The sequence below is a fragment of the Breoghania corrubedonensis genome (assembly GCF_003053845.1).
Classification (GTDB): domain Bacteria; phylum Pseudomonadota; class Alphaproteobacteria; order Rhizobiales; family Stappiaceae; genus Breoghania; species Breoghania corrubedonensis.
Genome location: NZ_QAYG01000001.1, coordinates 986,562 through 1,004,289, shown reverse-complemented (window position 1 = coordinate 1,004,289; position 17,728 = coordinate 986,562). Strand labels below are relative to the sequence as shown.

Sequence of the window (17,728 nt, the reverse complement as noted above, 5' to 3'; positions counted from 1 at the left end):
ATGTTCGGCCAGGAGAGCTCGCCATGCATGAATTCTCGGTCATGGACAGCCTGATGAAGCTCCTCGTCGAGCACGCGGACGCAAGCGGGATAACGCGCGTTACCCGCGTGCGTCTGGTGGTGGGCCGGCTGCGCGGGCTCGACCTGCGTCAGCTTCGCGGGTGTTTCGAGATTCTGGTCGAGGACACCTTGGCGAAGGACGCTGTCCTCGATATCGAATCCGTGCCGCCGGCCGGCCACTGCCGGACCTGTGGCGCGGATTTCGCCATTCCCGACTATACCCTGCACTGTCCCCATTGCGGCGGCGGCGAGGTCGATATCACGAAGGGGCGCGAGCTTCATATGGCGAGTTTCGATGGCATCCGGGAGACGGCCGCCGACGCCTGAATGATCGCCGTGGTGCGAAGGGGGGCAGCGTATTGCGCGCCGCCCGGGCATTCCGATTGAACCGATCTGATCGATAAGGGTATGCTCGCGGCTCCTATTCCAGCCCCGCGCATGTCCGCTTGAATCGGCCGCGCCCACACCCGACATTACCGCTCATGCTTTACGTCTGCTCCCTCTCCAAGCTGCACGACACCGTCGAGCGCACCGGCGCGCGTCATCTGGTGACCCTGATCAACGAGGGTACGCCGGTGGAGCGCCCCGCCTCCATCGCGGCGAGCAATCATCTCTTCCTCGGATTCAATGACATCGTGGAGCCGATCGAGGGCATGACCCCGCCCGCCGCCGCCCATGTCAGCGAACTGCTCGACTATGTTGTTGCCTGGGAACGCCAGGCACCGCTGGTGATCCACTGTTTCGCCGGCATCTCGCGCTCCACCGCAGCCGCCTACATCACCGCCTGCGCGCTGATGCCCGAGCGCGACGAGGCGGACATCGCCAATGCGCTGCGTGGGGCTTCCCCATCGGCAACGCCGAACGCGCGGCTCGTCATGTTCGCCGATCAGCTGCTCGAACGCGACGGGCGGATGGTGGAGGCGATCCGCGCCATTGGTCGTGGCCGCGATGCCTTCGAGGGCGAACCTTTCGAACTGGCGCTGGATTGACGCGACAGCCGGGCTTCCCGCGCCCGCCGACACTTCGGTTGTCGCCGGGAAACCCCGCGAAACTCAACATCTTGCCAGCGCCCGTCGATCGCACGCAAACGGTTCAAAACGTCACGCAAATCGACTAGAAAAGGCTCACTTCCCGCACGGGGCGGGGATTTGGCACGGAGCGATACGCATGGACACGGCGGCCCCCGCCATCGAGATCGGCCTCAACGCCGTGATCGTCGCCGTGACACACCCCACCCCGCTGGTGCTGACCATCGAAGGCACGGCGCACGGAGAGCCGGAATCGCTGCCCTTCGGCCCGTTCGATCCGCTTCATCACCGCACCTTCGAGATCGGCCTGCGCGCATGGGTGGAGCAGCAGACCGCGCTGCGCCTAGGTTATGTCGAACAGCTCTACACCTACGGCGATCGCGGACGTCACGCCCAGCCGGGCGATCGGGGCCCCCATGTGGTCTCCGTCGGCTATCTGGCGCTTGCCCGCCAGAGCCCGGAATCCGAGCTTGTGCTGGAGCGCGCAAGGGCGCGCTGGCGGCCGTGGTACGACTATTTCCCTTGGGAGGACTGGCGCCAGGGACGTCCCACCCTGCTCGACGAGGTGATCCTGCCCGCACTTGATGCATGGGCGAAGGCGCCGGGTGCCGCGGGCGACCGGGCGCGCGCGAGCCGCCGTCAGGACCGGCTGCGCCTGTCGTTTGGCGGTGACGGCAATCTCTGGGACGAGGAGCGCGCGCTGGAGCGTTACGAGTTGTGCTACGAGGCGGGGCTTCTGGCGGAAGCCGAGCGCGATGGCCGGCCGCTGGTGCCGGGGCTCGACGCGCGCCCCTATCTGGGCCGGGCGATGCAGCACGACCACCGCCGCATTCTCGCGACCGCCATCACCCGGCTGCGCGGCAAGCTGAAATACCGGCCGGTGATCTTCGAGCTGATGCCTGACGTCTTCACCCTGACAGAGCTCCAGCGCACGGTTGAGGCGATTTCCGGCCGCCACCTGCACAAGCAGAACTTCCGCCGGCTGGTGGAGACGACCGAGCTGGTGGAACCGACCGGCGCCACCACGACGCGCACGGGCGGACGACCTGCAGCACTCTTCCGTTTCCGCCGCCAGGTGCTGCGCGAACGTCCCGCCCCGGGCTTGCGCGTCGGTGTGCGGTGAGCGGGACCGGCTGAACGAAGATTGGACCCGGTTCGGTGCATCGCGGCACCGGCCAGCTTTTCCGCCTGTGCCGGAATGACAAGGCGTGGAACGGTTGTCCGCAGATGCCGCTAAAGCCGCCGCACGGCAGTCACCGCGCCGTATTCGCTGGCGGCGATGCGGGCCACGGCCTCGGCGATCGGTTCCTTCGCCGTCGTCATGGTGTGGCCGTTGGAATGCAGCAGCGTTTCGCCGTCGCTCATAATGCCGACATGGCCTTTCCAGAAGACCAGATCGCCACGCGCAAGCGCCGGCAGCCCGCCGGAAATGTCGAGTGCCGTACCCAGTTCGTGTTCCTGCATGTCGCTGTCGCGCGGGGCCGCGATGCCGGCTTCGGCGAGTGCAAGCTGCACCAGCGCGGAACAGTCGAGGCCGATGCTGGAGCGTCCGGCCCACAGATAGGGCGTGCCAAGAAAGCGTTCCGCCACCGCCACCCAGTCGGGCGCGAACGTGCCCTCCGGCACCAGATGGCGGGCGATGACGGCAGAGCCGTCGGCCAGAAGCGCGTAGCGCGTGCCGCGGGTCACGGCCTCGCCGACGATCGTCAGGCGCGAGCCGATGGACAGACAGTCGAGCGCCGGCGCGCGCAGTTCCGCACCGGGATAACGGAAGCTTCTAAGCTCCGCGAGACGGTGTGTGGAGGCGGGCTCCGCCGAGCCCAGCGCGTCTTCCGCGATCCAGCCGACATAGCCGTCGGCGGCGTTTTGCACCCATGCCCAGCCTTCGCGCCGCTCATAGACGGTAACCGTTTCGCCGAAGAGCAACTCGGTATCGAGCGAACGGGCGGGAGAGGGTTCCGGCCGCATGGCGACGATGGTGCGGACGATGCGCGCAGGTTCTCCGTCCACATAGCGCTCCGCCGCGTGGACGCCTCTCAGCCGCGCGGCGGCGAGATCCGTCCGCCATGGCGTGATACGGCGATCGGGGGGTGTCATCGGCGCACCTCTGCGGCCTTTTCGACAAGGACGTCGGCGAGCTTTTCCAGATAAAGCGCGCCGTCCACCGTGCGCAGGATGACTACGTTGCGCCGGTCGGCCTCGTCGCGGCGGCGGTCAACGAGCTTCATCCGGCCCATCGTGTCGAGCGCGCGGGTGATCGCCGGCTTGGTGACGCCGAGCTTGGCGGCAAGCCCACGCACCGTGTGCGGCGGCGGCTCCAGATAAACGGTCAGCAGGATCGCCATCTGCCGGGCGGTCAGGTCCTGCTCGCCGAAATGCACCAGCTCCAGCGTCACATCGTGCCAGAGTTTCAGGGCTTGGCCTGCGCGGATCTCGATCGCCATGGTGCGGGTGCATGCCTCCGGAGCGCCGGAACATCGCGGGATGTCCCGGCCCGGCGCACCACTTGGCGCCGGATACTGATCATTTCGGTTCCGGTATAGAAGCCGAATGCGCCGGCATCAAGCACGCGTCACGCCGGATAGCGGTTGCTCAGCGCGGCAAACAGCGCACGGATCGCCTGCGCCTCGCCGCCTTCCGGGTGTCCCGGGCGCGCCGACGGAGTCCAGCCGAAAATGTCGAAATGCGCCCAGGTGCCGGCATTTTCCACAAAGCGGGAAAGAAACAGCGCGGCCGTGATGGAGCCCGCGAAGCCACCCGTCGAGACGTGATTGATATCGGCGACCTTGGACTCGAGCATCTTCGAATAGGGCTTCCACAGCGGCATCCGCCACACCGGATCGGCCACCTGATCCGCCGCGCCTGAAACGGCGTCGGCAAAGCCGTCGTCGTCCGTGTAGAATGGCATCACTTGCGGGCCGAGCGCCACGCGCGCGGCGCCCGTCAGCGTCGCCATGTCGATGATGAGATCCGGGTTTTCCTCATCCGCCAGCGCCAGCGCGTCGGCCAGCACCAGCCGGCCTTCCGCGTCGGTGTTGCCGATTTCCACCGAAATGCCCTTGCGGCTCGGCAGAATGTCGCCGGGGCGGAAGGCGTTGCCGGAAATCGAGTTCTCCACGGCCGGGATCAGCACGCGCAGATGGATCGGCAGGTTAGAGGCCATGATCATCAGCGCCAGTCCCAGCACGTTGGCCGCGCCACCCATGTCCTTTTTCATCAGGAGCATGGAACTCGACGGCTTGATGTCGAGCCCGCCGGTATCGAAGCACACGCCCTTGCCGACCAGCGTGACGCGCGGATGGGAGAGATCGCCCCAGGAAAAATCGATGAGCCGGGGCGCGCGCGTGCTCGCCTTGCCGACCGCGTGGATCATAGGGAAGTTGTGCTCGAGCAGTGCTTCGCCGACGGTCACCTTGAAGGTTGCGCCGAAACGCTCGGCGAGCTGGCGCGCGGCGGCCGCGAGTTCCTCGGGGCCGAAATCGTTGGCCGGGGTGTTGATGAGATCGCGCGCGAGCGCCACCGCCTCAAGCTCGAACTTCGCCGCCGTCAGGTCGAACCCCTTCGGCACAACCAGGCGGGCGCGGTCTTCGTCGCCGTCGCTCTTCGACTTATAGGCGCGATAGGCATAGGAGCCGAGCGCGAAGGCGAGGCAGGCCATGTCGGGATCGGCGAAGCCTTCCAGCCGGTAGGTGCCGGCCGGCAGGGCTTTGGGAAGGGCGCCGGCGGCGTGCGGGTCGCTCGTGTCTCCCTCGCCGAACAGCACGGCGGCAACGCCGCCTTCCGCATCCGGCACGATCAGGATCGAACCCGGCGATCCCGTATAGCCGTTGGCCTTGACCCAGCGACCGGCCGCGGCCGGCAGAAGGGAGAGGACCTGTTCCAGCCTGTCGGCATCGACGGCATGGATCGCAACGGGGGCTTCGGCGGACGCCAGAAGGGAATCGAACACGGCAGGAATGCTCCGGAAAATTGGGGGGAGTCGAATGCCGGCAAGACTACGGAGAGGGCTCTTACAAAGCAACGCCGGCGGCGCGCTTAACCAAGCATTAGGGTGAATGAATTATTACCGAAAGCAGCGTTTTCACTCTTCCGCCTCGTCAATCGGAGTATCCTCATGCCAGCTCGCATGTCAGCCCGCGCCGGATCGATCGTGCGAGCCCGTGCGCACAGTGTCTGCCTGAGCGCCGCTCTCGCGGCGGCCTTCGCGCTATCAGGTTGCGTGACCGACGGGGTGTCGACCCATACGCGTGGAATGTCTGCCGCCGGACAATCGTCCAGTGCTTCCGCTGTGCCCGGCAGCGGCGATGCGCGCCAGCAGGTGGAGCGCTGGGGACAGCGTTACGAATCCGAACCCAACGAGAAGGCGAACATTCTCGGCTATGCCGATGCGCTGCGCCGCAACGACCAGCTCGACCAGGCGACGGAAGTGCTGCGCCGCGGTCTGATCAAGCAGAAGAAGGACCGCGAGATCTCCGCCGCCTACGGCAAGGTGCTGGCGCAGTCTGGCCACTTCAAGGAAGCGCTCAACGTCATCCAGCAGGCCCAGACCCCGACCCAGCCCGACTGGCGACTGATGTCGGCGGAGGCCGCGATCCACGATCAGCTTGGCGATCACCAGAATGCCCGCCATCTTTATACCGAGGCGCTGAAGATCGTTCCGGGCGAACCGTCCGTGCTGAACAATCTCGCCATGAGCTATGTTCTCGACAACGACCTGACGACGGCGGAGAAGATCCTTCGTACCGCCATGGCAGGCGGTGCGAAGAACACCCGCATCCGCCAGAACCTCGCTCTCGTGCTGGGTCTCCAGGGGCGCTTCGCCGAGGCCGAGCAGGTCGCCAGCGCCGACCTGCCGCCCGCCGAGGTGAAGGCCAACATGGCCTATCTGAAGCGCATGCTCGCCCAGCGCGGCAAGGGCTCGTCGGCAGGCTGACGGCGCGCGAAAGCTGGATCTTGCGCTGTCGCTTTCGCGCCGCCGCCTCGCTTACTGCACCAGCGGACCGTCCGCCCCCTCCAGCGTGACGCCGGTGATGCGGGCGGAGGCACCCAGAAGCGTGACATATTGCGCCACCGCCCGCGACCAGCTCGCAGCTTCGAGCCAGCCCGCGATACGTCCCTTCACATGTTCGAAGGGAAGATCACGCCCCGCCTCCATCCGGTCGAGCGCGATGATATGGTAGCCGTAGCGGGTCTCCACCGGCTCCGAACTCATCTCGCCCGCCCGCATCGCTTCCAGCGCCGCCTCGAAGGCTTCGGTCGTCTCGCCGCGCGAGATCTGGCCGAGTGAACCGCCATCGCGTGCCGAGCTGCAGGCGGAGTGTGCGCTCGCGGCCTCGGCGAATCCTTCGGGATGCGCCCGCAGGGCCTGGCAGAGCGCCTGCGCCTTGTGCCGCGCGTTGGCGCGGGCCGTTTCATCCCCTTCCCGAGCGGCCAGAAGGATATGCCGGACCTGCCACAGCGGATCAGTGCGGAACCTTTCGCGGTTCCGCTCGAAATAGCGCCGGCATTCCTCCTCGTTTGCCCGCGGCACGTCGATCTCCGCCTCGATCAGCGCCCTGACGAGCGCGTCCTCCTGCGTTTCGTGCCGGCCTTCGTCATCGGGCTCGGGGCTGGCCTCGATCTCCTGCCGGCGCGCCTCCTGCACCAGAAGCTCGCGCACGACGAGTGCGTGCGCCGCCTGCCGGACCGCTTCTCCGGGATTGGCGCCGGGATGGTTCTGCGCTTCGGCCAGGATCGCGGCCTGCGGGATTTCCACCCCGTCGACGCTGACCGCCTCGAGCACGGGCCTTGCCTTGGGTGGAATGCGCGTGTCCGGCTCCACGTAGCCTTCATAGCTTGCCTGCGCCTTGTCCGGCGAAGCGGGGCCGGCGGCCGGTGCGCGGTTATCGAAAAGGGTCGTCATCGCACTACTCCGCGGGAATATGAAGGTTCGCGGCCCGGCGCTCTTTCGCGCGCACCACCTGATAGCCCGGCCGCCACATGTAACGCACCGGTACCGACAGCATGTGCACAAGCCGGGTGAAGGGAAACAGCACGAAGATTGTCAGGCCCAGCAGGATGTGAAGCTCGAAGATCCAGTGCGTGCCCTCGACATAGCTGGCGGCATTGAGGTCGAAGGTGAAGATCGCCTGCGCCCATGCCATGAAGCGGACCATCTCCGATCCGTCGAGATGGTTCAGCGAGACAAGGATGGAGCCGAGCCCTAGGGCCAGCTGCAGCCACAACAACACGATGATCAGGTTGTCGGAGATGTTTGAGGCCGCGCGCACGCGGGCATCGAAGAAGCGGCGGTGGATGAGCAGGCTCGCGCCGACGATCGCCATGATCCCGGCCACGCCGCCGAGCACGACGGCAACGATCTGCTTGGCCTCGTGCGGGATGCCCAGCCATTCGAAGATCGCGATCGGGGTGAGCAGCCCGACCACGTGGCCGGCGAAGATCGCCAGCACGCCGACATGGAACAGCACCGATCCCCACATGAGTTGCCGGCGCCTCAGGAGCTGGCTGGAGCCGGACCGCCACGTATAGGGCTCGCGGTCGTAGCGGATGACCGATCCGATGATCAGGACGCTCAGCGCGATATAGGGATAGATGCCGAAAACGAAGTTGTGAAAATATAGTTCCATCTCTGCCTCCTCAGGCCACGTGCCCGACGTCGGGGGACATGTCGCTTGCCGCATCGCGTTTTGATGCCCGGATGCGACGTTGCAGACGGTCGGGGCCGCAGGCGCCTTCGCCCGCATTGCCGCCGAAGGTGATGGCCTCCTCCTGCCAGATGGCATCGAGCGCCTGGAGATCGTTGGGGTCGTCCTGCGGGGCGTCGCGCAGTTCGTCGAGAAGCGCGCGGTCGGGCGTGCCGCTGGCCATTGCCTCCATCACCGCGAAGGCATTGCGGTAGATCGAACCGCGCTTTTCGAGCCGCTCCTTCAGCGCCGCGAGAATGTGGACGGTCTGGCCGAGCAGGTCCGCCGCCTCCTCTTGCGGGCACATCGACAGGAATTCCAGGAACAGCGGCAGGTAGTCGGGCAGCTCCCGCGCGCCGATCTCAAAGCCTGCTGCGTCATAAGTGGCCATCAGGTCCACCATCGCCTGCCCCCTGTCGCGGCTCTCGCCGTGGACATGTTCGAAGAGATGCAGCGACAGCGTGCGGGTGCGGTCGAACAGGAAGACGTAACGCTCCTGAAGATCGGTGAGATCGCCCTTCGCGACATCGTCGATCAGCTCCAGCAGCGACCGGCGGTTCTCTTCGCCAAGCTGCGTGTCGTCGGCCACGATCCGCGCCATCTCCGGCGCGGCCTGCTGCAGCTCGAGGCTCGGATAGGAGAGCAGCAGCGAAAGGATCTTGAGGCTCCTGGTCATCATGCGCGCTCCTTGAAGATGTCGGTGGGCGTGTGGACCGTGCGCGTCCGTTTGGCCGAGAACAGGTCGTTGGAGGACGTGCCGCCCGAACAGCCATTTCCGAAGGAAAAGCCGCAGGAGCCGCGCACGTCGTAGGCGTCCTCGGAGACCTCGCGATGCGAGGTCGGGATGACGAAGCGGTCCTCGTAGTTGGCGATCGCCATCACCTGGTACATGTCCTCGATCATCTGCCCGCTCATGCCGACGCGTTTCGCCACCGCCTCGTCGATGACGCCGTCGACCGTCTTGGCGCGCATGTAGGCGCGCATCGCCAGCATGCGTTCCAGCGCATGGACGACGGGCTTCTCGTTGCCGGCGGTGAGAAGGTTGGCGAGATAGCGCACGGGAATGCGCATGGAGCGCACGTCCGGCATGGCGCCATCCATGCCGATCTTGCCGGCCTCGGCCGCCGACTGGATCGGCGAGAGCGGCGGGATATACCAGACCATCGGCAGGGTCCGGTATTCGGGATGGAGCGGAAAGGCGACCTTCCATTCCATCGCCATCTTGTAGACGGGCGAACGCTTGGCGGCCTCCAGCCAGGCATCCGAAATCCCGTCCTTGCGGGCCTGCTCGATGACCTTGGGATCGTTCGGGTCGAGGAAGATCTTCAGTTGCGCCTCGTACAGGTCCTTCTCGTCGGTGCTGGATGCCGCTTCCTCGATGCGGTCGGCGTCATAGAGCACGACACCCAGATAGCGGATGCGGCCGACGCAGGTCTCCGAACATACGGTCGGGTGCCCCGCCTCGATGCGCGGATAGCAGAAGACGCACTTCTCCGATTTACCCGACGACCAGTTGTAGTAGATCTTCTTGTACGGACAACCGGAGACGCACATCCGCCAGCCCCGGCACTTTTCCTGATCAATGAGGACGATGCCGTCATCCTCGCGCTTGTAGATCGCGCCTGAGGGACAGGAGGCGACGCAAGACGGGTTGAGGCAATGCTCGCACAGGCGCGGCAGATACATCATGAAGGTGTTTTCGAACTGGCCGTAGATTTCCTTCTCGACCCCCTCGAAATTGATGTCCTTGGAGCGCTTGGCGAACTCGCCGCCCAGAATTTCCTCCCAGTTGGGACCCCACTCGATCTTCTCCATGCGTTCGCCGGAGATGAGAGAGCGCGGCCGGGCCGTCGGCATGGCCTGACTTTCCGGTGCGGTCTGCAGGTGCTCGTAATCGAAGTCGAACGGCTCGTAGTAGTCGTCGATCTCGGGGAGATCGGGGTTGGCGAAGATGTTGGCGAGGATGCGCCACTTGGCGCCGGCCTTCGGCCGGATCTTGCCGTTCTTGCCGCGCACCCAGCCGCCGTTCCACTTCTTCTGGTTTTCCCATTCCTTCGGGTAGCCGATGCCGGGCTTGGTCTCCACATTGTTGAACCAGGCGTATTCGACGCCTTCGCGATTGGTCCACACGTTCTTGCAGGTGACGGAACAGGTGTGACAGCCGATGCACTTGTCGAGATTCAGCACCATTCCGATTTGGGCGCGGATCTTCATTCTGCCGCCTCCTTGCTGTGAGTGCCGGGTTCAAGCGGACCTTCGAGCCAGTCGACGCTCTCCAGTCGGCGCACGACCACGAACTCGTCGCGGTTCGAACCAACGGTGCCGTAGTAGTTGAAGCCATAGGATTGCTGCGCGTAGCCGCCGATCATGTGGGTCGGCTTGGAGATCGCCCGGGTGACCGAGTTGTGGATGCCGCCGCGCTGGCCGGTGATCTTCGAGCCCGGCGTGTTCACGATCTTCTCCTGCGCGTGGTACATGAAGAGCGTTCCGTCCTTCATGCGCTGGGAGACGACCGCGCGGGCGACCAGCGCGCCGTTGGCGTTGTAGACCTCCACCCAGTCATTGTCGGCGATGCCGGCCTTCGCGGCGTCGGTCTCCGACAGCCAGACGACCGGCCCGCCGCGATTGAGCGTCAGCATCAGCAGATTGTCGGTGTAGGTCGAATGGATGCCCCACTTCTGGTGCGGGGTGATGAAGTTCAGCACCAGATGCGGTGCGCCGTCGGCCTTGGCCCGAAGCGCGGGATTGACCGACTTGGTGTCGATCGGCGGGCGATAGACGCAGAAACCCTCGCCGAAGGCCCGCATCCACAAATGATCCTGATAGAGTTGTTGGCGGCCGGTGAGCGTGCGCCAGGGGATCAACTCGTGGACGTTGGTGTAGCCGGCATTGTAGCAGACCTTGTCGGATTCAATTCCCGACCAGGTCGGCGAGGAAATGATCTTGCGCGGCTGGGCGACGATATCGCGAAAGCGGATCTTCTCGTCTTCCTTCGGCACGGCCAAATGGGTGTGATCGCGCCCGGTGCCCTTCGACAGCGCGGCCCAGGCCTTGACCGCAACCTCGCCGTTGGTTTCCGGCGCAAGAGCGAGGATGACCTCGGAAGCGTCGATGTCCGTCTCGATCCGCGGCCGGCCCTTCGATGTACCCTCCTCGGTGACGAGACCGTTCAGGCGGCCGAGAAGGTCCACTTCGTGCTCGGTGTTCCACGAGATGCCCTTGCCGCCGTTGCCAAGCTTGTCCAGCAGCGGACCAAGCGAGGTGAAGCGCTTGTAGAGGTTGGGATAGTCACGCTCGACCACGGTGATCGCCGGCATCGTGCGGCCCGGCACCGGGTCGGTCTCGCCCTTCTTCCAGTCGCGCACGTCGAGCGGCTGGGCGAGTTCGCCGGCCGTGTCGTGCAGGATCGGAACCATCACGACGTCGTTCTCCACGCCCAGCACCTCGGGTGCGACGTCAGAGAACGAGCGGGCGATCCCCTTGAAGATGTCCCAGTCGCTTCTGGCCTCCCAGGCGGGATCGGCCGCGCTCGTCAGCGGATGGATGAAGGGGTGCATGTCGGAGGTGTTGAGATCGTTCTTCTCGTACCAGGTGGCGGTGGGAAGGACGATGTCGGAGTAGACGCAGGTCGTCGACATGCGGAAGTCGAGCGTGACCAGCAGGTCGAGTTTTCCTTCCGGCGCCTCTTCGTGCCAGCGGATCTCCCTGGAACGCTCCTGTCCTTCCTCCGTGCCAAGGTCCTTGCCGAGCACGCCGTGCGAGGTGCCGAGCAGGTGCTTGAGGAAATACTCGTGCCCCTTGCCCGAGGATCCCAGCAGGTTGGAACGCCACACGAACAGGTTGCGCGGCCAGTTGGCGGGATCGTCCGGGTCCTCGCATGACATCTGCAGGCTGCCGTCCTTCAGGGCGGAGACGACGTAGTCCTTCGCCTCCACCCCGGCCTTGGCCGCCGCCTTGGCGACGTCCAGCGGATTTGTGCGAAGCTGCGGTGCCGACGGCAGCCAGCCCATGCGTTCGGCGCGGATGTTGTAGTCGATCAGCGCGCCATCCCACGGCCCTTCCGGCGCCGTCGGCGAAAGGATTTCCTCCACCTTGAGCGTCTCGTAACGCCATTGGTCGGTATGGGCATAGAAGAACGACGTGGAGTTCATCTGCCGCGGCGGGCGCGACCAGTCGAGCCCGAAGGCGAGCGGCAGCCAGCCGGTCTGCGGACGCAGCTTCTCCTGGCCCACATAGTGGCTCCAGCCGCCGCCCGACTGGCCCACGCAACCGCACATGACCAGGAGATTGATGATCCCCCGGTACGCCATGTCCATGTGGTACCAGTGGTTGAGCCCGGCCCCAAGGATGACCATCGAGCGGCCGTTGGTCTTTTCCGCGTTGGAGGCGAATTCGCGCGCCACCGTTACGATATGGTCGCGCGACACGCCGGTGATCCGCTCCGCCCAGGCCGGCGTGTAGGGGATGTCCTCGTCGTAGGCGCTGGCGGAATTGGCGTCGTCCAGGCCGCGGTCGAGCCCGTAATTGGCGACGAAGAGGTCGAACACGGTGGCGACCATCGTCTCGCCGTCGGCGAGCTTCAGCTTGCGGGCCGGAACCTTGCGCACCAGCACGCTCTCATGCTCGGTTCCTTCGAAGAAATCGTGCTCGCGATTGCCGAAATAGGGGAAACCGACGGAGGCGACCTCGTCATGGTCCTCGCCGAGGATCAGCGAGAGGCGCAGGGCGACGTCCTTGCCCTTGCCGTCCTTGGCCTCCAGGTTCCACTTGCCCTGTTCGCCCCAGCGAAAGCCGATGGAGCCGCTGGGTGTCACCAGAGAACCGTCCGCATCGATCGCGACCGTCTTCCACTCGGGATTGTTGGCCTCGCCCAGTTCGTCGGAGAAATCCGATGCGCGCACCATCCGGTCGGGCACGTAGCGACCGTCCTTCTCCACGAGCTTCACCAGCATCGGCATGTCGGTGTAGCGGCGGCAATAGTCCTCGAAATACTCCGCCTGCCGGTCGAGGTGGTATTCGCGCAGGATGACGTGGCCCATGGCCAGCGCCAGTGCAGCGTCCGTACCCTGCTTGGGATGCAGCCACAGGTCGGAGAATTTCGCGGCTTCCGAATAGTCCGGCGAAACGACGACCGACTTGGTACCGCGGTAGCGCACCTCGGTGTAGAAATGGGCATCCGGCGTGCGCGTCTGCGGCACGTTGGAGCCCCACAGCATCAGGAAGCCGGCATTGTACCAGTCGGCGGATTCCGGAACGTCCGTCTGCTCGCCCCAGGTCATCGGCGAGGCCGGCGGCAGGTCGCAGTACCAGTCGTAGAAGGACAGGCAGGTGCCGCCCAGCAGCGACAGGTAACGCGCGCCCGCCGCATAGGAGACCATCGACATGGCCGGGATCGGCGAAAAGCCGACGACCCGGTCCGGTCCCCATGTCTTGGCCGTATAGGCATTGGCGGCGGCGATGATCTCGTTGACCTCGTCCCACGCCGCCCGGACAAACCCACCGTGGCCGCGCACCTTGACGTATTCGGCGCGCTTTTGCGGATTTTCCTGGATCGCCGCCCAGGCGCCGACCGGGCTCTTCAGCACCCGTTCGCGGCGCCACAGCTTCAACAGCCGGGAGCGGATCAGCGGGTATTTCACGCGGTTGGCCGAATACATGTACCAGGAGTAGCTGGCGCCGCGCGAACAGCCGCGCGGTTCGTGGTTGGGCAGGTCCGGCCGGGTGCGCGGATAGTCGGTTTGCTGGGTCTCCCAGGTGACGATCCCGCCCTTGACGTAGATCTTCCACGAGCATGAGCCGGTGCAGTTCACCCCGTGCGTGGAGCGCACGATCTTGTCGTGCTGCCAGCGTTTTCTGTAGGCGTCTTCCCAGGCCCGGCTCTCGTTGGTGGTCACGCCGTGGCCATCGGCGAAGGTGCCGATATTCTTGCGGGAGAGGAAGTTCAGGCGGTCTATGAGATGTGACATGTGCGGTCTCTTTCCCGATCTGCGTTCAGCACGGAACTGAGGCGTTCGCGCGGGTGTAGAAGGCCCAGGTGATCACGACGCAGAGTGCGTAGAAGATGCCGAAGCACCAAAGGGCTGCCTCCGGACCGCCGGTCATGGCGATCGAGGTGCCGTAGGCCTTGGGGATGAAGAAGGCGCCGTAGGCGGCGATGGCCGAGGTGAAGGCGATGATGGCCGCGCTCTCGCGCTCCGACTGCTTCAGGAGCGCGTCACCGGCCAGCTCCGGCATCAGCCGGGGTACTTCCTGGCGCATGATCGAGGGGATCATCTGGAAGGTGGAGGCATTGCCGACGCCGGTCAGGAAGAACAGCGCCATGAAGCAGCCGAAGAAGCCCCAGAAGGCGCCCGGCTGTTCCTTGATGCCGAGGAAGAAGAGCACGCCGGCAACGGCCGCGATCATGCCGAGGAAGGTCCAGAAGGTGACGCGCCCGCCGCCCAGCCGGTCAGAGATCCAGCCAGTCGCGGCCCGGCTCAGCGCGCCGACAAGCGGGCCGAGGAAGGCGTAGGTCAGCGCATCGACTTGTGGAAACTGCGTTTTCATCAGCAGCGGAAAGCCGGCCGAATAGCCGATGAAGGAACCGAACGTTCCCGTATAGAGGATGCACATGACCCAGTTGTGCTTGCGCGTCAGGATGATCGTCTGGTCCTTGATGCTCGCCTGGGCCGAGGCGATGTCGTTCATGCCGAACCAGGCGGCGATGGTGCCCACGAGAATGAACGGCACCCAGACGAAACCGGCGTTCTGGATCCACAGCTTCGATCCGTCGGTGAGCGTCTGCGGCTCGCCGCCGATGGCGCCGAAGACGCCCGCAGTGATGACCAGCGGCACCAGGAACTGCATCACCGATACGCCGAGATTGCCAAGTCCCGCATTGAGCGCGAGCGCGTTGCCCTTGGTCTTCTTGGGATAGAAGTAGGCGATGTTGGCCATGGAGGAGGCGAAGTTGCCGCCGCCGAAACCGCACAGCAGCGCCAATATCAGAAAGGTCGCGTAGGTCGTGTCCGGCGACTGCACGGCGATGCCGATGCCGATGGCCGGCAGCAGCAGCGAGGCGGAGGACAGCGCTGTCCATTTTCGCCCGCCAAAGACCGGGATCATGAAGGAATAGAAGATGCGCAGCGTCGCCCCCGACAGGCCCGGCAGGGCAGCGAGCCAGAAGCGTTCGCCGACGGTAAAGTCGAAACCGATGGCCGGCATCTTCGCCACCACCACCGACCAGACCATCCATACCGAGAAGGCGAGCAGCAGGTTGGGGATCGAGATCCACAGGTTGCGCGTGGCGATCGCCTTGCCCCTTTCGTTCCAGAAATCCGGGTCTTCGGGGTGCCAGTCGGAGAGGGTGTAGCCCTTTCGGCCGGAACCGGCCGTCGCGATGTTCATGGGTTGGGTCCTCGAATGAATTGGGGATCTTCTTGGCAAGGCCCGCCGTCGCGCCCTTTTGGGTGCGACGGCGCACAGCCGTTAGCGGGCGAGACCCGGGGCAGGCGCGATCTCGGCATCGGCATTGGCATCGGCGGTGGACGGCTCGCTCTTTCCAAGCGGCGCGTCGGGCAGATCGGAGAGGTGGCGCTCGTCGCGCAGGGCCGGGTGACGGCGGCGTTCCATGCGGCGGATGGCGACGTGCATCCAGATCGTGGAGACCGCGACCAGAACGAACATCAGCATGTAGGGCACGGTCCACACGCCGGTTGCGTCGAGCAGGAACCCGAATGCGATGGGCAGGAAGAAGCCGCCAAGCCCGCCGATCATGCCGACGAGACCGCCCACCGCGCCGACGTGGTGCGGGTAATAGACGGGAATGTGCTTGTAGACGGCCGCCTTGCCGAGGCTCATGACGAAGCCGAGCACAACGGTCAGGCCGACGAAGGCGGGAAGGCCGATACCGAATTCGAAGTCGACCGAGCCGTGGATGCCGCTGACCGTGTAACGGGTGTGCGGATAGCTCATGACGAAAAGGCAGGCGAGCGCGACGAAGAAGGTGAGGTACATCACGAAGCGCGCGCCCCACTTGTCCGACATCCAGCCGCCCAGTGCGCGGAAGATGGAACCAGGCAGCGAATAGAGACCGGCCAGCACGCCGGCGGTCGTCAGCGGCAGCGCGTAGGCGCCGACATAGTAGCGCGGCAGGAAGGAGGCCAGCGCGACGAAGCCGCCGAAGACGAAGAAGTAGTAGGTCGCGAACCGCCAGACCTGGATGTTCTTCAGCGGCGCAAGCTGCTCGGCCGCCGACACCTTCGACGCGCCGGTGCGCTTGCGCGCGACCTGGGCCGGGTCATCCTTGGACAGCAGATAGAACAACACCGCCACCACGGCCAGCACGATGGCGTAGACCTGTGCCGTGCCTTGCCAGCCGAGCGCGACAACCAGGAAAGGGGCGGCGAAGTTGGTGACCGCCGCGCCGACATTGCCGGCGCCGAATATGCCCAGCGCCGTGCCCTGGCGCTCCTTCTCGAACCATTGGGAGACGTAGGCGACGCCGATGATGAACGAACCGCCGGCGAGCCCCAGCCCAAGGGCCGCAAGCAGGAAAACCGGATAGGTATGCGCTGATGTCAGCAGCCAGACGCAGATCGCGGTGACCAGCATCTGCAAGGGAAACATGATCCTGCCGCCGAACTGCTCGGTCCACACGCCGAGGAAGATGCGGCTGATCGAGCCGGTGAGAACCGGCGTTGCGACCAGCAGGCCGAACTCCGTATCGCTCAGGCCCAGTTCGGTCTTGATCCTGACCCCGATGATCGAAAAGATCGTCCAGACGGCGAAGCAGGTCGTGAAGGCGAATGTGCTCAGACCGAGCGCCCTGTATTGATCCGAGCGTGAAACCCCGTGCAACGCATGCATTTTGCACCCCTTCGGTTGGGCAGCGTTTGTTGCCTGTATCGTTGAAGATGCGCAGAAGGTCCGCCCATGAAAGCGGAAGTCTTTTGACCTGAATCAACGTTTTCCGCTGGTGCGGAAGAAACAAGGAGTGGCGATATTGAGATCAAGAATCAGATTTCTGTCGGTCATGCATTCATTTGCTATGCGTTGTCGTTGTTGCTAAAAGCGACATAACCATGCTTGATAATTATCAAGAACCCGAAGGGGTTGAACCTCAATGCGCTCCAGCGATTTGCCGGAGGTTCGCGACCTGCAACTGTTCCGCTCCATGTCGGAGGAACGGTTCGCCGAGCTCATGCAGGCCGCCTATCTGCAGACGTTTCCTGCCCAACTGGACCTGATCACGGAAGGCGACAGCGCCGATTTTCTCTATGTGGTCGTGGAAGGCTGCGTCGAGCTCTACGCCTGCTGGAACGAGCGTCAGGCGACGATGGGCATGGTTCATCCGATCGGCACCTTCATCCTCGCGGCGGTGATCAAGGATGCTCCCTTCCTCATGTCTGCGCGCACGCTCGACAAGTCGAAGATCCTGCTGATCCCGGCCGAAGACGTGCGGCACGTGTTCGAGGCGGATTCCGATTTCGCGCGCGCCATCATCAGCGAACTGGCCGACTGCTATCGCGGCATGGTGAAGGAACACAAGGACCTGAAGCTGCGCTCGGCGGTGGAGCGGCTGGCGAACCGGCTGCTCGGCTTCGAAAAGGAGCAGGGCGGCACGGGCGAACTCGTTCTGCCCTACGACAAGCGCAAGCTGGCCTCGATGCTCGGCATGACCCCGGAAAATCTCTCGCGTGCGCTCAACACGTTGCGCCCCTACGGCGTGGACGTGGACAACAACGTCGTCCGGCTGAACGACATGGCGGCAGTCAAGACGCTGGCCAAACCGACTGCGCTCATTGACGACAAGGATACCTGAAGCGTTTCAGGGCTTGATGGAAACAAGTGGCCGATCCTTCGAGACGGCCCTTCGGTCCTCCTCAGGATGACGTTGAATGTGTTGATGGTTTCGAGAAAGCCCACAACAAGCTCAACGTCATCCTGAGGAGCCCGCGCGAGCGGGCGTCTCGAAGGA

General features: G+C 64.8%; 14 protein-coding genes and 1 pseudogene. 5 read left to right on the top strand and 10 right to left on the bottom strand.

What is annotated here, in order from left to right; genetic code table 11:
- The first annotated feature begins 23 nt into the window (after positions 1-23).
- The 3 genes from hypA (at position 24) to C8N35_RS04365 (ending at position 2,210) form a co-directional block, all read left to right on the top strand.
- On the top strand, positions 24-386 hold the full coding sequence (gene hypA, locus C8N35_RS04375) for a hydrogenase maturation nickel metallochaperone HypA (protein ID WP_107988353.1): 363 nt from the start codon (positions 24-26) through the stop codon (positions 384-386).
- Between the two features lie 155 nt (positions 387-541).
- The gene (locus C8N35_RS04370) at positions 542-1,048 is read left to right on the top strand and encodes a tyrosine phosphatase family protein (protein ID WP_107988352.1); all 507 of its coding nucleotides are present in this window, start codon (positions 542-544) and stop codon (positions 1,046-1,048) included.
- Between the two features lie 178 nt (positions 1,049-1,226).
- Positions 1,227-2,210, top strand: a complete 984-nt coding sequence (locus C8N35_RS04365; RefSeq protein ID WP_107988351.1) for an NUDIX hydrolase — start codon at positions 1,227-1,229, stop codon at positions 2,208-2,210.
- A 110-nt stretch (positions 2,211-2,320) separates the two neighbouring features.
- Here C8N35_RS04365 and C8N35_RS04360 read toward each other — a convergent pair whose 3' ends face one another.
- From C8N35_RS04360 to C8N35_RS04350, 3 genes are all read right to left on the bottom strand, one after another.
- A complete protein-coding gene (locus C8N35_RS04360; RefSeq protein WP_107988350.1) occupies positions 2,321-3,184 on the bottom strand; it encodes a C40 family peptidase in 864 nt (287 codons plus the stop codon).
- A complete protein-coding gene (locus C8N35_RS04355; protein ID WP_107988349.1) occupies positions 3,181-3,531 on the bottom strand; it encodes a MarR family winged helix-turn-helix transcriptional regulator in 351 nt (116 codons plus the stop codon). The genes C8N35_RS04360 and C8N35_RS04355 overlap by 4 nt, the downstream gene beginning before the upstream one ends.
- 128 nt (positions 3,532-3,659) lie before the next feature.
- Positions 3,660-5,045, bottom strand: coding sequence for a leucyl aminopeptidase family protein (locus tag C8N35_RS04350; protein WP_428977100.1), 1,386 nt, complete (start codon positions 5,043-5,045; stop codon positions 3,660-3,662).
- A gap of 156 nt (positions 5,046-5,201) precedes the next feature.
- On the opposite strand from C8N35_RS04350, the gene C8N35_RS04345 reads away from it, so the two are divergent.
- Complete coding sequence (locus C8N35_RS04345; RefSeq protein WP_210203377.1) at positions 5,202-6,020, top strand: tetratricopeptide repeat protein; 819 nt, start codon at positions 5,202-5,204, stop codon at positions 6,018-6,020.
- A 51-nt stretch (positions 6,021-6,071) separates the two neighbouring features.
- Here C8N35_RS04345 and C8N35_RS04340 read toward each other — a convergent pair whose 3' ends face one another.
- The 7 genes and pseudogenes from C8N35_RS04340 to C8N35_RS04310 form a co-directional block, all read right to left on the bottom strand.
- Positions 6,072-6,989, bottom strand: coding sequence for a peptidylprolyl isomerase (locus C8N35_RS04340; RefSeq protein WP_107988346.1), 918 nt, complete (start codon positions 6,987-6,989; stop codon positions 6,072-6,074).
- Positions 6,990-6,993: 4 nt separating this feature from the next.
- Positions 6,994-7,713 carry a respiratory nitrate reductase subunit gamma gene (gene narI / locus C8N35_RS04335; protein WP_107988345.1) on the bottom strand — a complete coding sequence of 240 codons (720 nt, stop codon included), beginning with the start codon at positions 7,711-7,713 and terminating at the stop codon, positions 6,994-6,996.
- Positions 7,714-7,723: 10 nt separating this feature from the next.
- Entirely contained in the window at positions 7,724-8,446 is a 723-nt protein-coding gene (narJ, locus tag C8N35_RS04330) for a nitrate reductase molybdenum cofactor assembly chaperone (RefSeq protein ID WP_107989077.1), read from the bottom strand.
- Positions 8,446-9,984, bottom strand: coding sequence for a nitrate reductase subunit beta (narH, locus tag C8N35_RS04325; protein ID WP_107988344.1), 1,539 nt, complete (start codon positions 9,982-9,984; stop codon positions 8,446-8,448). The genes narJ and narH overlap by 1 nt, the downstream gene beginning before the upstream one ends.
- Positions 9,981-13,736 carry a nitrate reductase subunit alpha gene (locus C8N35_RS04320; protein WP_107988343.1) on the bottom strand — a complete coding sequence of 1,252 codons (3,756 nt, stop codon included), beginning with the start codon at positions 13,734-13,736 and terminating at the stop codon, positions 9,981-9,983. The genes narH and C8N35_RS04320 overlap by 4 nt, the downstream gene beginning before the upstream one ends.
- Before the next feature lie 25 nt (positions 13,737-13,761).
- A pseudogene (locus C8N35_RS04315) lies at positions 13,762-15,198 on the bottom strand (NarK family nitrate/nitrite MFS transporter); the annotation flags it as partial.
- Positions 15,199-15,237: 39 nt separating this feature from the next.
- Positions 15,238-16,617, bottom strand: a complete 1,380-nt coding sequence (locus C8N35_RS04310) for an MFS transporter (RefSeq protein WP_107988341.1) — start codon at positions 16,615-16,617, stop codon at positions 15,238-15,240.
- Positions 16,618-16,873: 256 nt separating this feature from the next.
- On the opposite strand from C8N35_RS04310, the gene C8N35_RS04305 reads away from it, so the two are divergent.
- Complete coding sequence (locus C8N35_RS04305; RefSeq protein ID WP_107988340.1) at positions 16,874-17,572, top strand: cyclic nucleotide-binding domain-containing protein; 699 nt, start codon at positions 16,874-16,876, stop codon at positions 17,570-17,572.
- Positions 17,573-17,728: the final 156 nt, after the last annotated feature.